The 17,485-nt window shown below is 67.9% G+C and carries 14 protein-coding genes; 4 read left to right on the forward strand and 10 right to left on the reverse strand.

What is annotated here, in order from left to right; genetic code table 11:
- From ACLFQI_RS04425 to ACLFQI_RS04435, 3 genes are all read right to left on the reverse strand, one after another.
- Positions 1-348: hypothetical protein (locus ACLFQI_RS04425; RefSeq protein WP_410757669.1), on the reverse strand; the 348-nt coding region annotated here is incomplete at its 3' end.
- 251 nt (positions 349-599) lie between these two features.
- A complete protein-coding gene (locus ACLFQI_RS04430) occupies positions 600-2,690 on the reverse strand; it encodes a GumC family protein (protein ID WP_410757670.1) in 2,091 nt (696 codons plus the stop codon).
- Positions 2,691-2,836: 146 nt separating this feature from the next.
- Complete coding sequence (locus tag ACLFQI_RS04435; protein WP_410757671.1) at positions 2,837-3,724, reverse strand: phosphoribosylaminoimidazolesuccinocarboxamide synthase; 888 nt, start codon at positions 3,722-3,724, stop codon at positions 2,837-2,839.
- 184 nt (positions 3,725-3,908) lie between these two features.
- Here ACLFQI_RS04435 and ACLFQI_RS04440 point away from each other — a divergent pair, with 184 nt between their 5' ends.
- Genes ACLFQI_RS04440 through recG form a run of 3 tightly spaced genes read left to right on the forward strand, consistent with a single transcriptional unit; the run spans position 3,909 to position 7,614 of the window.
- Positions 3,909-4,295 (forward strand): Rid family detoxifying hydrolase, encoded by a 387-nt coding sequence (locus ACLFQI_RS04440; protein WP_410757672.1) that lies wholly within the window; start codon positions 3,909-3,911, stop codon positions 4,293-4,295.
- Between the two features lie 13 nt (positions 4,296-4,308).
- Positions 4,309-5,508: a lytic murein transglycosylase B gene (gene mltB, locus ACLFQI_RS04445; RefSeq protein ID WP_410757673.1), complete on the forward strand. Its 1,200-nt coding sequence runs from the start codon at positions 4,309-4,311 to the stop codon at positions 5,506-5,508.
- An 18-nt stretch (positions 5,509-5,526) separates the two neighbouring features.
- Positions 5,527-7,614 (forward strand): ATP-dependent DNA helicase RecG, encoded by a 2,088-nt coding sequence (recG, locus tag ACLFQI_RS04450; protein WP_410757674.1) that lies wholly within the window; start codon positions 5,527-5,529, stop codon positions 7,612-7,614.
- Between the two features lie 219 nt (positions 7,615-7,833).
- Here the strand turns inward: recG and ACLFQI_RS04455 are convergent, their stop codons facing one another.
- The 7 genes from ACLFQI_RS04455 to ACLFQI_RS04485 form a co-directional block, all read right to left on the reverse strand.
- The gene (locus tag ACLFQI_RS04455; protein WP_410757675.1) at positions 7,834-8,727 is read right to left on the reverse strand and encodes an SDR family oxidoreductase; all 894 of its coding nucleotides are present in this window, start codon (positions 8,725-8,727) and stop codon (positions 7,834-7,836) included.
- Entirely contained in the window at positions 8,720-8,917 is a 198-nt protein-coding gene (locus tag ACLFQI_RS04460; protein WP_410757676.1) for a hypothetical protein, read from the reverse strand. Before ACLFQI_RS04460 ends, ACLFQI_RS04455 begins: the two co-directional genes overlap by 8 nt.
- Positions 8,918-9,172: 255 nt before the next feature.
- Positions 9,173-9,904 carry a FeoA domain-containing protein gene (locus tag ACLFQI_RS04465; RefSeq protein WP_410757677.1) on the reverse strand — a complete coding sequence of 244 codons (732 nt, stop codon included), beginning with the start codon at positions 9,902-9,904 and terminating at the stop codon, positions 9,173-9,175.
- Positions 9,888-12,089, reverse strand: coding sequence for a heavy metal translocating P-type ATPase (locus ACLFQI_RS04470; RefSeq protein WP_410757678.1), 2,202 nt, complete (start codon positions 12,087-12,089; stop codon positions 9,888-9,890). The genes ACLFQI_RS04465 and ACLFQI_RS04470 overlap by 17 nt, the downstream gene beginning before the upstream one ends.
- A 209-nt stretch (positions 12,090-12,298) precedes the next feature.
- Complete coding sequence (locus tag ACLFQI_RS04475; protein WP_410757681.1) at positions 12,299-12,625, reverse strand: YnfA family protein; 327 nt, start codon at positions 12,623-12,625, stop codon at positions 12,299-12,301.
- Between the two features lie 357 nt (positions 12,626-12,982).
- Positions 12,983-13,501, reverse strand: a complete 519-nt coding sequence (locus tag ACLFQI_RS04480) for a flavodoxin (protein WP_410757679.1) — start codon at positions 13,499-13,501, stop codon at positions 12,983-12,985.
- A gap of 285 nt (positions 13,502-13,786) precedes the next feature.
- Positions 13,787-16,096: a heavy metal translocating P-type ATPase gene (locus tag ACLFQI_RS04485; protein ID WP_410757680.1), complete on the reverse strand. Its 2,310-nt coding sequence runs from the start codon at positions 16,094-16,096 to the stop codon at positions 13,787-13,789.
- 445 nt (positions 16,097-16,541) lie between these two features.
- Between ACLFQI_RS04485 and ubiA the strand changes: the two genes are divergently transcribed.
- Positions 16,542-17,459, forward strand: coding sequence for a 4-hydroxybenzoate octaprenyltransferase (ubiA, locus tag ACLFQI_RS04490; RefSeq protein WP_410757682.1), 918 nt, complete (start codon positions 16,542-16,544; stop codon positions 17,457-17,459).
- Positions 17,460-17,485: the final 26 nt, after the last annotated feature.

Below are 17,485 nucleotides of genomic sequence, written 5' to 3' on the forward strand. Positions count from 1 at the left end.
GCCCTGATCGTCGCCCTGGCAGCGGTCCAGATAGGCACGGTAAGCGGCCTCGGTGTCGCGCTCCATGGCTTGCCTGTAGGCCTCGAGATCGGCGGCCCCGGGCCTTGAATCAGCGCTGGAGCTTGCTGGCGCGCTGCCTGCGCGCAAGTCCGCGAGGCGTTGCTCGGCCCGCTCGCGATGGGCACAACCGGTGACCCGGCAATCGGCCAGATAAGCGCGATAGGCGGCCTCGCTGTCGAGGCGCTCGGCCTGCGCGAAGGCGGCGCGGTCGAGTTCGGCCGCGCGTTGGGCGAGGGCGGCTTCGCGGGCGTCCGGCAGCCAGCCGGGGGGCCAGGGCCGGTCGAGCATCCACCATCCGCCCGCGATGAGTCCGGCTGTCGCCAACAACAGCAGGCCGCGCCTGGCGCGCTGGCTCGGGGCCTGCGGGGGGCGCCCCGAGGCCTTCTGGCCCGCCTTCCTCGCCGTGCCGAAAAGCCCCCGTTGACTGTTGTCGTCATCGGCAGCGCGCGCGTTGCCGCCGAGGCGCTTCGCGAGCGCTCGTTTGGCGGCGGCGCGAGGAGAGGCAACAGGGGAGGGAATCCTGGATCGCATGAGGCTGATCAAGCCAGTACCGGATAGGTGAGATCGAGTTCGTCCAGCGACCGCGCCGCGCCGGCTGGCGAGTAGGGCGCGAAACGCAGGGTTTCGGCGCCGCTCATCGGGCCGGCGACCTGGCTGAGTCGCGTCAGACGCGCGCCCTGACGCACCAGGTACATCAGGTAGGTATCGCGCAGGGTCGCGGCCTGGACCTCGCTGGCGTGGGCGATACCGGCGTCGGCGGCCAGCAGGCTCAGGCGATGCGTCAGATCCTCGAAGGCGGCGCGGTCGAGCCCTGCCCAGGCCGGTAGCGGATCGGCGTCGGCGAACAGCGCCCGTAATCGCGGCGGCAGCTTCAGCACCCGGGTGCCGAGATGCAGATCGCCATCGGCAAGGGCGAAACGGTCATGGGTCAAGGCCGCTGCTTCGTCCGGTTGGACGCCACATAGCAGGAGTCCGATCAGCTGGCGCTCGGTGACATCGGCCAACTGCCAGAGGGCCTCGACCTCACCGATCATCAGCGGTCGCGGCGCTGGCGCGGGCGCATGGGTCACGGAGGGTTCGGGGCTGGAGGCATCGGCCCCGGGGACCCCGGGGGCCTCGGAACCGGCGGCATCGGAGAGGTCCGCCGAGCGTGACCCGGGCGCGCCCAGCTCGCCGGAGTGTCCTGCGCGCCTCGGCAGTCGCGCTCCGGCCGCGGCGCTTTGGGCGTCGGCCTGATCATTGGTCTCGCTGCCCCAGATACGCACGCCGGTGACCGGCAAGGGCGGTCGCGAGCCTCGCGCCTTGGCGTCGAGCCACATCAGGACGATGAGCGTGACCAGGCCGACGGCGCCCGCCGCGGCCAGGGTCAGCCCCAGATCCCGCCCATAGTCGGGGCTGATCGGAGCGCGCGGCGCGAAGGCCGGTTCGATGATCTCGATCTGCGGGTAGCTGGCAAGCGACGTGGTTTGCAGGCGGGTCCGTTGCGACTCGACCTCGCGCTGCATCTCCTCGAGGCTGGCCAAATCCTGTTGCAGGGCCTCGAACTCGGCGAAGCCGGACGAGAACCGCGAGGCACGCGCCTTCTGCTCGGTCAGCGCGCGGCGCAGTTCGAGCACACGCTCGCTGGCCCGGTCCAGATCCTCGCGGGCCATTGCCAAGGCCTGCTGACGGCCTGCGCGTTCGACCTCGTCGATGCGCGCCTCCAGCGCGTCGAGACGCTCGACGATCCGGCGCTTGTTGGGATCCTTCTGGATGAAGAGTTCGGTGTAACGCTCGCGCAATTCCCGGGCCCGCGCGCGGGCCTGGGCGGCGCGTCGATGCAGGTCCGAGAGTTCGTTCGCGAAGGGCTCGGGCAGGGCGCGTTGGTCAATGGTGGTCGCGCCTTCAAGGATGTCGAGACGCTCGCCGGCCGTCCTCGCCGCGCCCTCGGCCTCGCCCAACGCCTCCTGCAGCAGGTCCAGGCGCTTGAGTGCGTCGTTGCTGTCGCGCTCGAGGGTGACGATGTCAAAGCGCGTGCGGAAGTCGTCCAGCATCGCGCGCTTGGCCCGGATGCGTTGCGCCAGCAGACGCGCGCGCTCGTCGAGCTTGTCGAGCCGATCGCCGACCTGGGTCTCGATCTCGCGTTCGCGCAGGGCTCGATAGGCGGCCAGCCACTGGTTGACGAGGGTGGCCAACAGCGCCGGCTCGGCGCCGGTGGCGCTCAACTCGACCAGGTTGGTTTGCGGCACCAGGGACACCTCCAGCATCGACAAGAGGTCATCCGGGGTCAGGGCCGCGATGTCTGCCAGGCGCTCGGCGTTGCCGGGGTTCGTGTCGCCGCGCACGGTGTCGCGCAGCCGTGCCAGGGTGTCTTCCAAGAGGCTGCGCCCGAGCAGCATGCTGCGCTGAATGGCGACATGCTGGGCATCGGCGACGGCGGCACCGGCGCCGCTGCGCGCCTCGGGGACGATCGTCAGCACCGTGGCGGTGGCGCGATAGAGCGGCGGACGGCTGAAGTTCCACAGGCTCGCGGGCGCGGCGATCAACGTAAAAGCGGCGACAAACCAGGCGAGATAGGCCCAGAGAGGCCGGGCAGGCGCGGCTGGCCGCTCGGGCGCGCCATCGCGGGTGACGACCTCGATCTGGGGCAAGCGGTTGCCCCGAGCGCGGGTGCGCTCGGGTTCGGCGTTCCATTCGGTCGCTTGAGGCGGGTGCTGACTTGCACGCCGACTGGGATCTCTGTGGTCGCGACCGTTGCGGGACATGGAGCATCTCGCCTTTTTGATCAGCCTGCGCCTCAGACCGCCGCTGTCAGCCGCCGTTCGGCCTCGGCGTACTTGGCTGCGGTTTGGGTCACGATCGTCTCCGGCAGCATCGGGCCGGGCGGGGTCTTGTCCCACGCCAGGGTCTCGAGATAATCGCGCACGAACTGCTTGTCGAAGCTCGGCGGACTGCTGCCGGGCTGGTATTGGTCGAGCGGCCAGAAGCGCGAGGAGTCCGGGGTCAGCACCTCGTCGATCAGATGCGGCCGGCCGTCGGCGTCGAGGCCGAATTCGAACTTGGTGTCGGCGATGATGATGCCGCGCGCGAGGGCGTAGGCGGCGCTCTCTTGGTAAAGCCGCAGGCTGAGCGCGCGCACCTGCTCGGCGAGTTCGGCGCCGATGCGCTCGACGGCGCCGGCGAAGTCGATGTTCTCGTCGTGGGCGCCGACGGCGGCCTTGGTCGAGGGGGTGAAGATCGGCTCCGGCAGGCGCTCGGCTTGGCGTAGACCGGCGGGCAGAGGGATGCCGCTGACCGCGCCGCTGGCCTGATAATCCTTCCAGCCCGAGCCGATCAGATAGCCGCGCACGATGGCCTCGATCGGCAGTGGAGTCAGCTTGCGCACCACCAGGGCGCGCTCGCCGAGCGCGCGGCGTTGTTCGGGGTCGGCGACGAAGTGCGCGACCGAGAGGTCGGTGAGCTGGTTGGGGACGACCCCGGCGGTGCGTTCGAGCCAGAAGCGACTGACGCGAGTGAGCACCTCGCCCTTGCCAGGGATCGGCTGCGGCAGCACCACGTCGAAGGCGGAAAGCCGATCGCTGGTGACGATCAGCAGATGCTCGTCGCCGGCGGCATAGATGTCGCGGACCTTGCCACGATGCAGGAGCGGTAGCTCGCTGAGGTCGGACTGATACAGGGTGCTCATCTGGTTTGCGGGTTGCTTGGCCGAAACGTGACTATACCAGGTGGACTTGGCGAGACGGTCCGCGGGCCGCCGCCGCAGAACTCGATCCGACACCGGAATGTGCGGGTTCGCTATACTCGCCATTCAAGCGTCGGGCGCCGTGCCCGCGCGCGATCTCACCGACCTCGGGAGAAGGAGGCGCCTCATGGCCAAGCAGATCATCCAGACCGAACAGGCGCCGGCTGCGATCGGTCCCTATTCGCAAGCGGTGCGGGCGGGCGAGACCGTCTATCTCTCCGGCCAGATTCCGCTGGTGGCGGGAACCGGCGAGCTGGTGACGGGCGATATCCAGACCCAGGCGCGCCAGGTGTTTCGCAATCTGGCCGCCGTGGCCGAGGCCGCTGGCGGCGGACTCGGGGATGTCGTCAAGCTCAACATCTTTCTGACCGATCTGGCGCATTTTCCCCTGGTCAACGAGGTCATGGCCGAGACCTTTGCCGCGCCCTATCCGGCGCGCGCGGCGATCGGGGTCGCGGCGCTGCCAAAGGGCGCCGAGATCGAGATGGATGCGATCATGGTCCTTGGCGGTTGATACGGGGCTTTCGATGCCACGTTCGCCTTTGATTGCCGCGCTGTGCGTCGCCCTCAGTCTCGGTGCCTGTGGCTCCCAGCCAGCCAAGCAGGCGGAGGCGCGCTCGCCCTTCCTCGCAGCTGCGGCGGATGCTGGCGCGAACTCGGGCACGACGGCGACGGCGAACAGCCGGGTAACACGCGGCGACTACGCCGGCCGCGCCGATGTCGCGCGTTTCATCGATCGGATGCAGGCCAGGGGGCTGGATCGCGGCCAACTGGTGCGCATCTTCGAGCGCACCCGCGTCGATCCATCGATCCTCAAGTACATGGATCGGCAATGGCGGCCCGCCTCGGGTCCAACCGGGGCCTGGACGCGCTATCGCAGCCGGCATATCACCCCGGCGATGATCGCTAAGGGCAGCGCCTTCTGGACCCGGCATGCCAGCACCCTGGAGCGCGCGTCGAGACAGTACGGCGTGCCTCCCGAGTACATCGTCGCCATCCTCGGCATTGAGACGCGCTGGGGCGGTTTCATGGGCACGCATCGGATCATCGACGCGCTCGCGACCCTCGCCTTCGATTATCCGCGGCGCGCCGATTATTTTCAGAACGAACTCGCCGAATATCTGCTCAAGGCCGAGGATCAGGACTTCGATCCGCTGCAACCGGTCGGCTCCTTTGCCGGCGCCATGGGCCTCGGCCAGTTCATGCCGTCGAGCTGGCGTGATTACGCGGTGGATTTCAATGGCGACGGCCGCCGCGACCTCTGGGACCCGGAGGATGCGATTGGCAGCGTGGCGCATTATCTCCAGGCGCATGGCTGGCAGCCGGGCGCTGCGGTGGTCGTGCGTGCGAGTGGCGGCGCGGGTCTGCCCTGGACGGCCGAGACCGGCTTCAAGAGCGATTATTCCGTCGCCGAACTCAGGGCAAAAGGGATTCGGCCCGCCGTGGCGCTGGCCGATGACCGCCGGGTGAGCCTGTTGCGGCTGGATGCGTCCGGCGGGCTCGAGTACTGGCTGGGGTTCGAGAACTTCTATGTCATCACCCGCTACAACCACAGTACCTATTACGCGATGACCGTGCATCAGCTCGCCGAGGCGCTGCGGGCGCGGCGTGGTCGCAACCAGCCGAGCCCGCGGGTGACCGAGCAGGCCGCCGCTGACGGCAGCTCTGCGGCCACCGCTGCCATCACCGCCGCTTCGATGCCGCTGCGGCCGCCGCTGGCTGAGTAACGGGGGCCAGCCTCGGTCTTGGATCAGATACCCGTCGAGCAGCTCAAGGGCGTCGGTCCGCGCATCTCCGAGCGGCTGCAACGGCTCGGGATCCTGACGTTGCAGGATCTGCTCTTCCATCTGCCGCTGCGCTATCAGGACCGCACCCGATTGCGACCGCTCGCCGAGCTGGTGGTCAACGAGGAGGTCCTGGTCGAGGGCGAGGTCGTCGATGCGCAGATCGCGCAGGGCCGACGGCGCTCGTCGCTCAAGGTCCGTATCGACGATGGTCGCGGTGCCCTGCTGCTGCGCTTCTTCTATTTCACCCGCGCCCAGATCGAGGCGATGCGCCCCGGCCAGCGGCTGCGCTGCTTCGGCGAGGTGCGGCAAGGGCCGCAGATGCTGGAGATGGTGCATCCGGAACTGCATTCGCTGGAGAGCGCCGCCGATTCGACACCGGAGAGGCGGCTGACGCCGATCTATCCGGCGGCCGAAGGGCTGCAACAGGCCAGTCTGCGCGCGCTGACCGATCAGGCGCTCGCTTGGCTACGGCGCGACCCGAGCGCGCTCCAGGATTGGATTCCCGCCACTCTGACCGCGCCTTTGCGGTTGCCCGCGCTGGTCGACGCCCTGTTCCTGCTGCACCGACCGCCGGCCGATGCCGGCGCCGAGCTGATCGACGCCTTGCTCGCGCGCAGCCATCCCGCCTTTCTGCGCCTGGCCTTCGATGAGATGCTGGCCCATCAGCTGGCCTTGCGCCGATTGCGCCGCGCGCGCAGTGCCCAACGCGCGCCGGTGCTCAGCGGCGATGGCGGACTGCGCGAGCGCTTGCGGGCGCGGCTGCCGTTCAGGCTCACGGGCGCCCAGCAGCGGGTGATCGCTGAGATCGCCGCCGACATGGAACAGCCGCGGCCGATGACGCGCCTGCTGCTCGGCGATGTCGGCTCCGGCAAGACCGTGGTCGCCGCGCTGGCCGCGCTGCAGGCGATCGAGGCCGGGCATCAGGTGGCGCTGATGGCGCCGACCGAGTTGCTCTCCGAGCAGCATCTGCAGAGTCTCCAGCCCTGGCTGGCGCCGCTCGACATCGAGCTGGCCTGGCTCTCCGGGCGGCATGCGGGCAGCGAGCGGGCGGCGATCCTGGAGCGCATCGCGGCCGGGCAGGCGCGGGTGGTGGTCGGCACCCACGCGCTGTTCCAGGCCGAGGTGCGCTTCGCCGGGCTGGGACTGGTGATCATCGACGAGCAGCACCGCTTCGGCGTGCATCAGCGCCTGAGTCTGCGCGAGAAGGGCGAACGCGACGGAAGCATCCCGCATCAGTTGATCATGACCGCGACCCCGATCCCGCGCTCGCTGGCGATGGCGGTCTATGGCGATCTGGATCTCTCCGAGATCGACGAGCTGCCGCCAGGTCGCCGGCCGATCGCCACCGTGGCGCTGCCGGAGACGCGTCGCGACCAGGTCATCGAGCGCGTGCAGGCGAGCTGCCGCGCGGGTCGTCAGGCGTATTGGGTGTGTACTCTGGTCGAGGAGTCCGATGCGCTTCAGGCGCAGGCGGCCGAGGATGCGGCCGCCGATCTGCGCGCGCGTCTGCCGGGGCTGCGCATTGGCTTGGTGCATGGTCGCATCAAAGCGCAGGAACGGGCGCCGGTGATGGCGGCGTTCAAGGCCGGCGACCTGGATCTGCTGGTGGCGACGACGGTGATCGAGGTCGGCGTCGATGTGCCCAACGCGAGCCTGATGATCATCGAGAATCCCGAGCGGCTCGGGCTGGCGCAATTGCATCAGTTGCGCGGGCGCGTTGGCCGGGGCGCGATCGAGAGCGCCTGTGTGCTGATGTATCGCCCGCCTTTGACGCGCGCGGCGCGCGAACGGCTCGCGATCCTGCGCCGCGAAGCGAGCGGTTTTCGCATCGCCGAGGCCGATCTGCGCATGCGTGGCGCCGGCGAGGTGTTGGGGACTCGCCAGGCCGGCGCCATGCAATTCCGGCTCGCCGATCCGATGCGCGATAGTGCGCTGACAAGCGCCGCGCGGCAGGCCGCCGACCAACTGCTCGCGCACTGGCCCGATCGGGTCGAGCCGCTGATCCGACGCTGGCTGGGTAGCCGCGATGACTATGGTCAGGTGTGAGCGTTGGAGGAAGCGACAGGACGAACGCCGCTGGCGGCCGGGCGCTGCGCAAGGATCTCCTGTGCCTGTGGCTGGATACGCTCGGTGAATCCCACCATGATGGCAACAAGGGTGGCGATTGCACTGCTGGTGAAACAGCCGTCGACTGACAGTCGCGGCGGGTGCCGAGGAAAGCGGTTGAGGGCGGGCGTCGAGGGAATCGACGGCGGGGCCTGTGGATCAGTCCGGTGAATCGGTTGCTTGGCGTGTTGCAGCGAGCGCGCCTAAGCCCTCGCGATAGCTCGGATACGCGAGGGTCAGGCCGAGCACCTGTTTGAGACGGTCGTTGCGCAGACGCCGATTCTCGGCATAGAAATGACGCGCGAAGGGGGAAAGCGCCAACGGCTCCCAGGGCTCGGCGGGCGGTGGCTCGATCCCGAGCAGTTCGGCGCCATAGCAGAGCACCGCGTCGGCAGGCGCGGGCAGGTCGTCGCAGACATTGAGCACCGCGCCTGGACCCGGGTGTCCCAGCGCTGCCCAGATCGCCGAGACGAGGTCGTCGACATGGACGCGGTTAAAGAACTGGCCCGGTTTGACCAGGCGGCGCACGCCGCCGCTCGTGAGATGATCGAGCACATTGCGGCCCTCAGGGCCATAGATGCCGGCGACGCGAAAGATCCAGGTCGCTCTCCCGAGCTCGGCGCCGAGTCCCTGCCAAGCCTGCTCGGCCTCAAGACGCATCTGATTCGCCTCAGTCAAGGGATTCGGTGTGCGCGTCTCGTCGATCCATGCGCCCTGACAGTCACCATAAACCCCCGTGGTCGAGAGGAGACCGAGCCACTGGGGCGGCGGCGACAGCTCCTTGAGCCGATCCCGATGCAGACGCAGCACCGGCTCGCCCTCGCTATCCGGCGGCACCGAACACAGCAGGTGCGTGGTGCCGGCGAGGGCGTTGGTGTCGAGTGGCTGCTGGCCGTCGAAGATGAACGCCTCGATGCCAGCATCGCGCAGCAGCGCAGCCTTGTTGGACGAGCGGCAGGTGCCGGCAACCCGCCAACCCTGTGCCAGCGCCGTGCGGGCGAGGCGCTCCCCGGTGTAACCGAGGCCGAAGCAGAACAAACGGTTCTCAGGCATCGTTTGGCGTCTCCATCAAGCATTGATCGAGCCATTCGAGCAGGTTCTGCGTCAGCGGCACCTGCCAGAAGCGACCGGCGAGGGTCAGCTCCAGCCAGCGGCCATCGCGCGTCCCCAAGCCGGCGCGCTGCCCCTCGAAGGCCTCCTCGAAGCCGCGGTTGATGCGAAATCGGTTCATCGCGATGAACATGAGGCCGTGCCTCGTGCTGCGTCCACGTCTGCTCAAAAAAGGAGCGACCGTCCAGGGGGACGGCCGTCCAAGCACTGATGTCGCCACGGAACGGGTGTTGTGAGCCAGCGGATCATGCAAGGCCGCTCACGGGGCCGTTCGCGTGGAACAGGTTATCAAAAAAGAATATAAATGACAATCGGTCCCGTTAGGCTTTGTGATCCGATCGATGGTCCGTGCCCGCTGTCATGGCTTCGCTACTGGCTAGACGCGGGCTCAAGCAGACGCGGACGCCCTGGTCTCGACCAAGATCAGCTGCGCCTGATCGGGGCGCAGGTAGAGCCGCAATCCATCGGCGCTGGTCACGACGATCGGCGCCGGGATCGGCTCGCCGACGATCTCATCCGGACACACCGTTTGTAAGCTGAGACGCTGACCCTCGCGGATGCCGAGCGACGCGATCTGCGCCTGCGCCGCCTCGCCGCCGAGGATGGCGGTGACCCGGAAGGGATGATCCTTGCGGGCATTGGCAAACTGCACCGGCCGCCCGTCGAGCTCGCCCCAGAGCTTGGCTGCGACGCTCTCGGTGAACGACAAGCGGCGACCGTCGTCGAGCAAGGCCTTGTAGCGCATCGGTGGGATCTTGCGCAGCAGGGTGATGCGATCGTTCTCGGCGAAGCCGAGCGTGCGCAGCGCTTCCTCCAGCCCGGTGCCCGCGGTCAGCCCTTCGATATGACCTTGCTCGCCCGGTCGCATCTCGATGATCGGCGTCTTGTGGCCATCGTCGTGATGCACGATGACCTTGGCCGCCATGCCGCTGGAGAGCGTGGCCTCGCCGCGCGGCCCACGCACCCGCACCGGCTGCAGCTGGACCTCCTCATCCTGACGGTACAGCACGCAGCCGGGATAGAGTCCGAGCCGGTGCAGCCGCTCGGCCAACCGGCCATTCAGTACCGGCCCGAGCCGCAATGCCTGGCCCACTGGTGCCTGATCAAGCGATGTCTGCATCATCTGCCTCCGCGCGGGATTGGGTGGCCGCGTCGCTGGTGGACAGGGATGCCAGCGCCGCTGCCGCCGGGGCCAGCGGCGTGCTGGACCAGTCCTTGCGGCCATCGAGTGCTGCGTAGCCGAGGATGCCGATGGTGCTGCCGTTGTGGATACTGGCCGCGACCACTGGCGGCAGCACCCCCGCCACGGCCAAGGCCATGGTCGCGGAGTTGATCCCGATCGAGGCCTGGGCGCAGCGCCTCAGCACCCTCTGAGTATGGCGCGCGATGGCAATGGCCGCGACCAGCCCTTGCAAGTCCTCGCGCAGCAGCAGCACCTGGGCCGCCTCGCGTGCGAGATCGGCCGCCCGCGGCATGCCGATCCCCACATCCGCGCTGATCAAGGCCGGCGCATCGTTGACGCCGTCGCCGAGGAAGGCGACCCGCTGGCCCTGCGCCCGCAGCGCTTGCACGGTCTTCGCCTTCTGCTCGGGCTTCAGCTCCCAGCACACCTCATCGATGGCGGGTAGGGCGCGGGCCAAGGCGCGCCCGGCATCGCGATGATCGCCGGTCAGCACCACCGTGCGCCGAATGCCGAGCATCTTGAGCGCGGCCAGGGCCGGCTCGGCCTCGGGGCGAATGCGGTCGATCAGCGCGATCAGCCCGACCAGCTGGCCAGCGCGGGCGACATAGAGCAGCGACTTGCCCTGGGCGTGAAGGTCGCCGGCGTACCCGTCGGCCGCGGTGCAGTCGATGCCTTCGTCATCGGCGAGGAAATGGCGGCTGCCGACCAGGACCCGGTGGTCGTCGACATAGGCCGAGACGCCATGGGCGACGACGAAATCGACCTGGCTGATCGCCGGCAAGGCCAGCGCGCGCGCCGCGGCCTCGGCGACCACGGCGCGCGCCACTGGATGCTCGTAGTGCTCCTCGGCGCCGGCGGCGAGCGCGAGCAGGCCGGGCTCGTCGAGCCCCTGGAAGGGGATCAGGTCGGCGACCTGCATCGCGCCGGTGGTCAGGGTGCCGGTCTTGTCGAACACCAGGGTGTCGACCTGATCCAGGTTCTCGAGCGCCTGGGCGCCCTTGAACAGCACCCCGGCGCGGCTGGCGGCGAAGATGTTGGCGCGCACGGCGACCGGATTCGAGAGCTTGATGGCACAGGAGTAATCGACCGTCAGCACCGACGCGGCGCGGCTCAGATCGCGGGTGAGGGCGAAGACACCGAGGCCGGTCAGGAAGGTCAGCGGCACCAGGCGGTCGGCCAACTGGGTGCTGCGTGCCTCGCCCGTGGAGCGGGTGCGCAGCGCCGTCTCGAGGAAGCGGTTGATGCGCGCCATCGAGGTCTCGGCGCCGATCTGCTCGACCCGGATGCGCAGATGTCCCTCATGGATCACCGCGCCGGACAGCACCGGGCTGCCCGGCGCGACCGGCACCGGCAGCGACTCGCCGGTGAGACTGGCCTGATTGACCGCGGCCTCGCCGCTGTGGACGCGTCCATCGATCGGGATCAGCTCACCCGGCCCGCAGATCAGGATGTCCCCGGGGACGACCTCGGTGAGCGTCACCTTGGTCTCGACGCCGGTGCGCTCGATCCACACCGTCTCGGTCTGCGGTGTCAGCAAGCGCTTGAGCAGATCGGTCGAGCGCTGCTCGGAGGTCGCCTCGACGTACTCACCGAGATCCAGCAGGGCGCCGATCGCGTTGGCGGTGAAGTAGTCGCCGCGCAAGAGCGAAAGCAGCTTCGCGGAGGCATCCAGCACCTCGATCCTGACCCCGTCACTGACCAGGGTATCGAGGCCTTTGCCCAGGGTCGGCAGGGCCAACGCCCAGCTCACCAAGCGCCGCGCCGGCAGCGGCAGCAGCGGGGTCGCCATGGCGAGCAAGGCGCTCACGACCACCCGAAAGGGGTCCGGCGCCTGCTCGCGAACCGCGTCCGGCCGGTAGACATCGACCGGGAGATCGGCCAGCAGCTCGAGCAGGCGCTGGCGCGTCCGCGCGCTGCCATCGAAGCGGACGATCAGGCTGCGCGCCTTGGGGTTGATACGCGCCGACTCGACCCCCGGCAGCGCCTCCAGCAGCGCCTGCAGATAGGCCAGATCGAGACAGGGATGCGCCAGCGCGCGCCCGCGCAGACGTAGCCGCCCGGGCCGCTCGTGGACGACGCGAAAGATCGGCCTAGCGACCGGTCGACAGAACTCGGGTCTCATGGTCCGGGCGTCCCCGATGGAAGCCGCATGATCGAAGTCATCATATCCCTATAAAGATTGAGAACGATTTGTGTTCGCTCTAGTTTGCCTGCTCGGCATCGTCGCTGCCAGCCTGCCAGCCTGCCAGCCTGCCAGCCTGCCACCCGGGATGCTGAATGTCCGTCACACGGCAATCGAGAAGTATCGGCAACCCGTGGCCGAGACCCCTCTCAACTGCCCCGTGGACCGAACAGGATGACGAGTGTTCCAAGCAGGCAGATCGCCGCACCGAGGCCGTCCCAACGATCGGGCCGGGTGCCCTCGACGGCCCACAGCCACACGAGCGACGCCGCAATATAGATGCCGCCATAGGCCGCATAGGCGCGGCCGGCGAAATCCGCGTCGATGCGGGTCAGCGCCCAAGCGAACAGCGCCAGGCTCGCCATGCCCGGCAGCAGCCACCACGGGCTCTTGCCGAGCCGAAGCCAGGCCCAGAACGCGAAGCAGCCGCCGATTTCGGCAACCGCCGCTAGCAGATAGAAAGCGAGATTCCCCATGCTCAACCCTGCTGGAGCCGATGGCCGCTCAACCTGATTGCCGGACAACACGGAGCAAGAAGCCCCGATTCCACGCGATGGTCGTGTCCGCGCGTCAGGGCGAATGGCTCTACAGCCGGAATGGCTGCCCTCGCGCTTGAGCCGTGGCTCGCGGTCATTGTAATCCAGCCCATGCCAGGCCATGCCCCCAGATCCCGTTGATGGCCGCTCGGATCGCGTCAGGTCGCGCGTGTCGATCCGGGGCCGCCGATCCGGGGCCGCACCAGAGGAAGCAGCACCCAGGCCGACGACAACCCTGAACCCCCAGCCCGCTCGAGCGCTCCGGGCGGTGATCAGCGCGTCGCTGTCTCATGCGGCTCATGGTTGCAGCAAGACCCCACGGATCGCATCGATCCAGGCAGCGAGCCGCTGCGGCGTCAGTTCCGGCTGATTGTCTTGATCGAGGACCAGTCCGCAGAAACGGCCGTCGCCCAGGTCGGCCTTGGAGGCCTCGTACTCGTAGCCGTCGCTCGGCCAGTCCCCGATGAGGATGGCGCCCCGTTCCTTGAGCTCTTGGTAGAGCAGGCCGAGCGCGTCGACGAACTCCAGCGGATAGCCGAGCTGATCGCCGAGGCCGAACAGCGCGATACGTTTGCCTTCAAAGTTGATCGCGTCCAATTGCGGCAAGAACGCCTCCAAGCTGTCGGGATACTCGCCATCGCCCCAGGTCGAGGTGCCGATGATCAGGGCATCGTAGGCGGCCAGATCCTCGGGCTCGGCGTCCTCGAACGCAAACAGATCGACGCACCCGGGCTCGAAATGGCTGGCTTGGATGCACTCGGCGATCTCCTGGGTCGCGCCGGTCATGCTGGCATAGAACAATCCGATCTTGTGCATCGTCGCGAGCCTCCGGTTACTTGAGCACGAACGTGCCGCGCATGACCGACCAATGGCCGGGGAAGGAGCAGAAGAAGCGATAGTCGCCGCCGGGCGTCGAGATGATCAGGCGCGTCTGTGCCGAGCACGAGCGGGTTGCGACCTGGGTTGCCGCTTGGTCCTGGTAGCGCTTTGGGATCCCGGCCGTTTGTCGCGCCTCGGTTTGAGGCTCATCGTCTCCTGGCAATAGCCCGGCTGCATTCGCTTCCCGAAGCGGCCGCGACCGGGCGTTCCGAAATCGGCAAGTCATTGCTGGACAGTCATCGAACTCGATGCCGGCGGCAATGTGCGCTCGCTGCTGGCTGCGGACGCGGTCGGCTTGAACGCGAGCAGGCGCGATGAATTGGCGAGGATGCCGAGGGTATGCAGGATATGGATCATCCCGCCCATGGCGGGGCTGAGCCGGCCGAGCGCGCCGAAGACGATGCCAATGAGATCGGTGCCAACCGCGAGGGCATAGTTCTGATCGGCCCGGCGCAGGGTCGCGCGACTGAGTTCGTGCAGGGTCACCAGCTTCTGGATGTCGCTGTCGGCCAGCGCGATGTCGGCGACCTCGATGGCCACCTCGGAGCCACCGGCGCCCATGGCGATGCCGACATCGGCCTCGGACAGGGCTAGCGCGTCGTTGACGCCGTCGCCGATCATGACGATGCCGCCAGTCGCACGACCGCCGACGCGGCCAGCCGCCCCTGTGTCGAACTCGCTGCGCAGTCGTCGCACCATCTCGGCCTTATCCTCGGGCAGCAGCTCGGCGTAGCAGGCGTCGAGCCCCAGCTCGCGGCTGAGTCCTTCGGCAACGCTGCGCTCATCCCCGGAGATCAGCAGGATGCGCTCGACGCCCTCGGCGCGCAGCCGGGCGATGGCCTCCCGGGCGCCGGGTCGGAGCCGGTGGCGAATGCCGAGCAGGCCTTGTAGCTCGCCATCAAGCGCCAGGTAGACCAGCGTCAGCCCCTGTGTGCGCAGCCGATCCGCCGCATCGGCATAGGCCGTCAGATCAACGCCTTCCTGAGCGAGCAGCCGCGCGTTGCCGAGCAGGACCTGGGTTCCGTCGACCTTCGCCTTGACCCCATGGCCGAGGATGTGCTCGCTCTCGGTATGCGGCTGCAGGCGGATGCCGAGCGTCTTGGCATGACTGACGATGGCATGCGCGAGCGCATGCGGGTTGTGCCATTCGGCCGAGCCGGCCCAGTGCATCAAGGCCCGTTCGTCCTCGGCGACGACCTCGACGACCTCTGGCTCCTCGGTGGTCAGGGTGCCGGTCTTGTCGAAGCACCAGATCCGGGCCTGGCCGACCTGTTCTAGTGCGGTGCCGCCCTTGATCAGGATCTGCCGCCGGGCCGCGCTGTGGATCGCCGCGCTGACCGCGGTCGAGGCGGCGAGGACGGTCGAGCAGGGGCAGGACATCACCAGCATCACGGTGAAGGCGCGGCTCAGACTGCGGGTGAGGATGAAGGTGGCGACGGTCAGCAGGGTGCCGAGCGTCAACAGCCGCGCGGCCAGTACATCAGCCCGACGCTGCAGGGGCGCCTTCTGATCCAGTGCCGCATCGACCAGCGCGGCGATCCGCGCCAGATAGGTCTGCTCGCCGACCGACTCGGCGCGCACCCGCAGCACGCCTTGCTCGAGATAGCTGCCGGCATAGACATGATCGCCCAGCGTCTTCAAGACCGGCTCGGCGCGCCCGGTGATGACCGCCTCGCTGACCTCGGCCTGGCCGTCCTCGATGCAGCCATCGATCGGGATCTTCTCGCCGCTGCGAATCACCACCAGCGCCCCGGCTGTCAACTCGGCGACCGGCACCCGCAGTTCGCTGCCGTCGACCAGCACCCAGGCATCCTTGATCGAGAGCGCGAGCATGTCGCGGATCGCGCGCCGCGAGCGCTCGGCGACGTACCGCTCCAGCAGCCGCCCGCCGCTGAGCACATAGATGATCTCGAAGGCAGTGGTGGCCTCGCCGAAGCCGATCGCGAGCAGCAGCGAGAAGGCCAGGAACTGATGGAGGGTGAAACGCTTCTCGACGGTGGTCTCGTGCCAGGCATCGCGCAGCAAGGGCAGGGCGGCGACCAGCGCGACCACGCCGGTGAGGCTCAGCGCGCCACTGGCAACGGGACGCTTGAAGAGGTATTCGCGCGCCAGGATGAAGCCGAGATAGCCGGTCAGGAAGGCGAAGCCGAGCAAACGCCAGAGCCAGGGGTGGCGCATGCCGCGTTGGCGCTCGCTTCCGGTTTGACGGCAGGCGCGACAGGCGATGCTGTCCGCGTTTGGGTCGGTACCCGCGGGGCCAAGCGCTGCTTGCCGCTGCCGCCAGCTTGGGCCCGGATGCAGGATCGGCTCCCCGAGGACGGCACGCAGCGTCGCCTCGATCTCGTCGCGCACGGGTCGATCGCGCTGCCAGTTGACGATCAACGCGCCACAGACGGGATTGATCCGGACCCGCACGACACCATCGATGTGGGTGAGCGCGACGCTGAGGTCATCGGCGAAAGGTCGGTTATGGCGCAGGGCCCTGATGCTCAGGCGCAGACGACCGGGAATGCTGTGTCGGACGCGAATCATCGATACTCACTCTTACTCACGACCTTAAGAATAATAACAAGATCGATTTGTGATGCCATGATAAGTCGCAACGCCCCCTGATGAGGACGCTCTCGACCGCAACCGAACCCGCGATGCCAAGGGTGAACATGCGATTCCGATCGGTGATGATGAGCCCCGCTGCGGCTCGCTTCAGCGCGCAGCAGAGGCGTTGGCCAGGCCGATGTTGGACGCTTCCTGTGCGAACGGGTTCATGCACAGGTGGCGAACCGCGGTCAGGATGGCCGGCGCGCTGCCTTATCTGATGACGCATATTGTATGCGCCCGCCCGGCTATCCATCCGTTGGGCCGCGCATCCCCGAGCGGCGCTATGCGATAATTCGCGCCCGACCCGAGCCGCCTCATTCCGGGAGGAGGTTCGGGCTTGTCCGTTTATCGCTTGCCAGAAGAGATCATCCATCGCCGCATGAGCGCTCGCGAGACCAAGCTTCAGGATCACCGCCGTCTTGCGCCCAGGCTCGACTGGCGGGCCCGGCTCGATGCCTACTATCGGCTGATTCGGCTGCACAAGCCGATCGGTATCTTCCTGCTGATGTGGCCGGCGCTGTGGGCGCTCTGGCTCGCCGGCGAGGGCCGGCCGCCCTGGCCAGTCGCGCTGATCTTCGTCGCCGGCGTGGTGTTGATGCGCTCGGCGGGCTGTGCGATCAACGACTTTGCCGACCGCAAGCTGGATGGCCATGTCGCCCGTACCAACACCCGACCCTTGGCGCAGGGCCTGATCAGCCCGCTCGAGGCGGTGGCGGTCTTCGTGCTCCTGAGTCTCGCGGCCTTCGCACTGGTGTTGCTGTTGAATTGGCAGACCATCGCCATGTCGGTGGTGGCGGTGACGCTGGCGATGATTTATCCGTTCATGAAGCGCTTCACCCATGTGCCGCAACTGTTCCTGGGCGCGGCCTTCGGCTGGGCGGTGCCGATGGCCTTCACCGCGATTCAGGAGTCGGTTCCGCTCTATGCCTGGGTGTTGTTCGTGGCCACCGTGATCTGGGCGCTGATCTACGATACCGAGTACGCGATGGTCGATCGCGAGGATGATCTGAAGATCGGCATCAAATCGACCGCGATCCTGTTCGGCCATTGGGATCGGCTCATCGTCGCGCTGTTACAGGTGCTGATGCTGCTGCTGTTGATCCGGGTCGGCTTCCAAGCCGGGCTGGGCGCGGCCTATTTCGCTGGGCTCGCGGTCGCGGCGGCGCTGTTCGGTTACCAGCAATGGTTGATTCGCAACCGTGAGCCAGCGCGGTGCTTCGAGGCCTTTCTCAACAATCATTACTTCGGGATGGCGGTGTTTCTCGGATTGGTGCTCGACTCTCTCGTTGCTGCTTAGTCGCAATCTCCGTCGCGGATACGAGT

Source organism: Halochromatium sp. (assembly GCF_046541315.1).
Classification (GTDB): Bacteria; Pseudomonadota; Gammaproteobacteria; order Chromatiales; family Chromatiaceae; genus Lamprobacter.